The organism is Pseudoalteromonas sp. SG43-6 (genome assembly GCF_014164365.1).
Taxonomy (GTDB): domain Bacteria; phylum Pseudomonadota; class Gammaproteobacteria; order Enterobacterales; family Alteromonadaceae; genus Pseudoalteromonas; species Pseudoalteromonas rhizosphaerae.
The window spans coordinates 1-352 of sequence record NZ_JACJEZ010000187.1 but is presented as its reverse complement, the minus strand read 5'-3'; the positions used below and the strand labels follow the sequence as shown (position 1 = coordinate 352).

The 352-nt window shown below is 39.5% G+C and carries 1 protein-coding gene; it reads right to left on the bottom strand.

Annotated elements, in window-relative coordinates; genetic code table 11:
- Window positions 1–352, bottom strand: a 352-nt coding sequence (locus tag H5201_RS22725) for a helix-turn-helix domain-containing protein (protein ID WP_182768451.1), incomplete at both ends; no start/stop codon positions are given.

Genomic DNA, 352 nt, shown 5'->3' with positions numbered 1-352 from the left:
TTGTAAATATGATCGGTGTGATATCTTATGTTGAACTGGTCATAAATATACTGAGCAATATCTTCCCCCATTAGTCTGCCTCCTTCTGAAGAACTTGCTGACTGTTTTACATAATCTGACAGTGTATTTAGTTGTTGTGAGGTTAATTTAGCTGGACGACCTTTAATCGGTTTGTTGTTCAAGCCAGCAACGCCATTGTTAAGGTAGTTTGAAACCCATTTATTGAGACTGCCGCGCGCTGTATTTAGGCGCTTAGCAATATTCGTTCTGTTTTCACCCTCAAAGAATAATGAAACAGCAAGCAGGCGTATGCGCTTTCTTGCATTAGGCTCTTTACGTGATAAAGCTAAAA